Here is a 3,893-nt window from a genome sequence, read left to right as displayed (position 1 = left end):
ACAGTGAGGAACTGATGGAAGCCTATGACCTCGCACTGGAAGAATACGAGGCAGGTGCGACTGATCCCGAGGCCGACGCCGCCGATCTGATTGCCGCTCTCAGCCTTGAGACCGACGTCGACGCCAGCACCTACGAGGACGATCCGGCAGACGACACTGTCGATATATATGAGGCCGTTTAACGCTCCGAAGTACTGCAAAAAATTCTCAAATAATGCGAACAAGTACAGGTTTAGCATCGGTTTTTGATTTTGCAGATATACCAACAAGCCCAACTGCTGAACCAATGTGGCGAAGTCTCAGTGATCTGTTAGTTAAGCCGCTAAGCGAACCGGAGTCCGCTGCCCTGCGTAAAGCCTATCGCGGGCTGCACGCACGGCTAGGCAGTCCCTCGCCGTTGGTCCGTTCAGGGCTTTGTTGGAAGAAGGTCCGGTGCCGAACAGCGCGACCAATTGTGCCTTTTCTAATCCGGTCATCCCTTGAACCGCAATCGGACCCAAGAGCAACGACTCAGATGCGCATCCGTTGGCTAAGACAACTTCGTGACGCGCGCATGCAAAATGAAACCACGTAATCGTTCGTTTGCCCTGCATGAACCGAATACCGGGTAGGTCGGTCAGCGCCTTGGCTGGAACGAAAACCTCAGCATCAAAAGCCCTGTGAAGCTGGCCTTGTCCACCGACCAAAATACGGTGCTGCGGCGACACAACCAGATCGTGTGATGGATGACCGGGGCCAAGTGCGCCCGCTTTGATCAGTACCGGCTTGGCATCCACCTCGGCAGCCTCAAGCGGTTGTTCATTTCTGCGTGCCCAAAGGATTTCCTGCGCGCCATTGTCAAGCGTCATCACGTGGTCGCCTGGTTGCAGACTTTCGACTTTTTTGTAGCCCGTTGGCGTGAGGATATCAGTGCCCACACCATAACAGATGAAAACCTCCGTCGGCATGGTGTCGACGTTGCTCAATGGGACAGCACCATTACCGAATTGATCCATCAGCGCCATCGTGCCCGACCCATCGGTGACAAAGAAGAACCGCTCGTAAACTCCGTTGATGACAACCGAAATCACGGTAATCTGGCTGCCTTCCAGAGCGTCAGGCACTTTGCCGTTGCCGATGGGCAAGTCGCCGGTTTGTTCTACTTTGAAATTGTAAGAGTTACCGTTGATTCTCACGGTGGTGTCAGGGTCAACGCCCCCGCCATTTGCCTCCAGAACAAGGTCACCTTTGGGGCCGCTGTCAAAAGTGATAAGCGTGGTAGCCTGCTGTGACTTGGGGTCAACGTTCAGGGCAGCGTTGTTTGCGGACGCACCATCACCGCGCGCATAGAAACTCAATGTCGTCATGATGACTGTCCATTCTGGATCGTTGCTCTTTCTGAAATAAGGCGTAACGCTCAATTCCGTGATTATCAGGGCATAAACTAGGCTATTTCTGGAGCCCCCCCAGTGCAGTGGTCCACCAACCGGACTGGGTTGTCCCAAAAATTGGAGGAGCCGTTCGTAGACGGGGCGGACGCAAGCGCGCAGTGGGCACGAAATCCCCGATGGCAATCCCGCAAGGTCCAAACCAAAGATGGTCGCTCGACTTCATGTCGGATGCGCCGAAAGATGGCCGTCGCTTCCGCGTGCTAAATGTTATCGACGACTTCAGCCGAGAATGCCTGGCCGCTGTGGTCGATACATCCATCGGCGGCGCACGCGTCGCCCGCGAATTGGATCGGATCGCCGAGCTGCGCGGGTATCCCTGCCTTGTGGTCAGCGACAATGGGACCGAACTGACCAGTAACGCGATGCTCAAGTGGCAAGAGGAGCGCAAAGTCGATTGGCATTACATCGCACCAGGCAAACCCATGCAAAACGGTCTGGTCGAGAGCTTCAACGGGCGGATGCGCGAGGAATGCCTCAACGAACACCTGTTCCCGTCTTTGCGCCATGCCTGCCGCATGATTGCGGCATGGCGCGGCGACTACAATCACCACCGGCCTCACTCCAGCCTCGCTGGTCTGACGCCACACGAATATGCTAACCGGTCAAAGGAAGACCAAACCCTGAACAGAGCTAACTGAAAAACGCGGACTCCAAGGGGAGCAGGTCACTTCCTTTCGCAGCCCTTCGCAGTTGCATCGGAAGCTGAATGGTCGCGACGAACGGCTGTAAGGTCCGCAAAGTGTGAATTCAGACATCACTCAATTTCGCGTTTGTGGCGAAAGTCCGCAATGAAGGGCCGCACCGCAGCACCATGATTGGGTGGTGAAGGTCCGGTCTGGGCCGTTCTTGACCTTGGCTACTCTGTAGACACTAGGGGCGGACTCCGGCCATTCGCTGCAAGCGCGCCCAATTCGCGCCAAGTCAGAGAAAGCTGACATCCATTCGAGCTTGGCAGGGCGTCTTCCGCTGCACCGCCGCAAGTCGGCAGTGAACACAAACTACCGAGTGGCACGAAGAAAAGTTTTGCAGTTGCTCCATAGAGAGCCCCGACGCGACCAGCCCCTCACAATCGTCTACGGATCGTGCAGCCGATGGCCACTTCGAACGCAAAGCGGACGCATCATTCCACTTCCAAGTTGTCGAATGGGTACTTACGGCAGCTCTTTGGCCAATCTGCCGACATGCGCCTGAGCGCCATCGTGCCATCGGATCAAGGCCCAATTGTGCACCGCATCTTCACTGTGAAATCCATGTTGATGGACGATCTAACTCCCATCTTTCCGAAATATCTCTATACGTTCCGGGAAACTGCACAGGACACGCATCCGAGACTCTTTTCGTTTGAGACCGCATGCAACATGAACTTGAACGCCAATTTGCTTCGAGGTGATAGCAGGCGCTTCTCGGAAGTTTCGTATGTGGCGGGTTCTGCAACTGGGCTGATGTCCTCAAGCAGCCTGTTTGCCCAGGTGTGCGCAATGCGCCTTGATTTCGGACCGGGTTGTCAGCCAGACCGATCCGTCCTCGCGGCAGAATTTTGCAATATCGTCGATCGCCCAGGCTGCCGCAGGACGACCGTAGCAATGACCGTGTGCAAATATGTCGAGGATAACCGTTTCAGTGGGCTGAGCCTTGATCCCGGCTAGTGCTTCCTTGAAGAGATCTACAAATTGTCCAGGTGTCCGACCAAAGCGCATGGCATGGGGAAGATCATTGAATTCGACGGACATGGGGATGGCAAGGATGTTGCCCTCTCTGAAGTGCTGGACGTAGGGATGGTCGCCGTCCAGCACATCGGCGTGCCAAGCGTAACCCTGCGCCGAAAGCATTTCGTGTATCTCGGTCGAAGACGTCACCCTTGGGCTGATCCAGCCTTGGGGACGACGGCCAATCGCCGCTTCGATCAGTTCGGTCGTGCGGGTGACTGAATGCAGCGCGTCTTGCTTTGACAGGGTCGGAAAGACCATGTTCTGAGCCAGCCCGTGTCCGACGATATCGTGCCCCCGTTCGGCATAGGCGCGCAGTCGGTCCGGAAACGCCTCGGCCACCAGACCCGAAGTCATCAGCGTGGCCGGGATGTCGTGGCGTTCAAGAATGGAAACCAGTCGCGGGATGCCGTGGGTGGCATTGTAGCGCCCGTAGCTGTCGGCATTGTGGTCGAACAGACCGCCTGCCAGCATGTTGCCCATCGGACCGACACCCGAGGTGACGCCGGGGGACCACATCTCGTATGCGAGGTTGAACACGACGGCGATCCGGTGGCCCCCAGGCCAGCGTAGATCCTGCGCGACGGGCTGCACTTCGCATTCAGTTTCTGACATGATGATCCCCGTTTCCCGGTCATGCCGGCGCCGATAGCTGCGTTTTCAACAGCATAGGTTCTTGGAGGACCTGAGAAAACTTCATTTATTTCACGGCTTGCTGCACATGATGCACTCTATGAGATGCATGATATGCAGGTTA

3 protein-coding genes and 1 pseudogene are annotated in these 3,893 nt (G+C 56.2%); 2 read left to right on the top strand and 2 right to left on the bottom strand.

Annotated elements, in window-relative coordinates; genetic code table 11:
• Window positions 1-182: hypothetical protein (locus tag ABMC89_RS18965; protein ID WP_349570793.1), on the top strand; the 182-nt coding region annotated here is incomplete at its 5' end.
• A gap of 132 nt (window positions 183-314) precedes the next feature.
• On the opposite strand, the gene ABMC89_RS18960 is transcribed toward ABMC89_RS18965, so the two are convergent.
• Window positions 315-1,346, bottom strand: a complete 1,032-nt coding sequence (locus ABMC89_RS18960) for a Hint domain-containing protein (RefSeq protein ID WP_349570791.1) — start codon at window positions 1,344-1,346, stop codon at window positions 315-317.
• Window positions 1,347-1,489: 143 nt separating this feature from the next.
• Here ABMC89_RS18960 and ABMC89_RS18955 point away from each other — a divergent pair.
• Window positions 1,490-2,068, top strand: a pseudogene (locus ABMC89_RS18955) (IS3 family transposase); the annotation flags it as partial.
• Between the two features lie 810 nt (window positions 2,069-2,878).
• On the opposite strand, the gene ABMC89_RS18950 reads toward ABMC89_RS18955, so the two are convergent.
• A complete protein-coding gene (locus ABMC89_RS18950; RefSeq protein WP_349570789.1) occupies window positions 2,879-3,751 on the bottom strand; it encodes a polysaccharide deacetylase family protein in 873 nt (290 codons plus the stop codon).
• Window positions 3,752-3,893: the final 142 nt, after the last annotated feature.

This window comes from Sulfitobacter sp. HNIBRBA3233 (assembly GCF_040149665.1).
Taxonomy (GTDB): Bacteria; Pseudomonadota; Alphaproteobacteria; order Rhodobacterales; family Rhodobacteraceae; genus Sulfitobacter; species Sulfitobacter marinivivus.
This window is presented reverse-complemented; position numbering and strand designations above follow the sequence as displayed.

Bases quoted from the DNA above. Each gene is read 5' to 3' on its own strand.
- ABMC89_RS18960 (WP_349570791.1), bottom strand. From the start codon at position 1,346: ATGACGACATTGAGTTTCTATGCGCGCGGTGATGGTGCGTCCGCAAAC.
- ABMC89_RS18950 (WP_349570789.1), bottom strand. From the start codon at position 3,751: ATGTCAGAAACTGAATGCGAAGTGCAGCCCGTCGCGCAGGATCTACGC.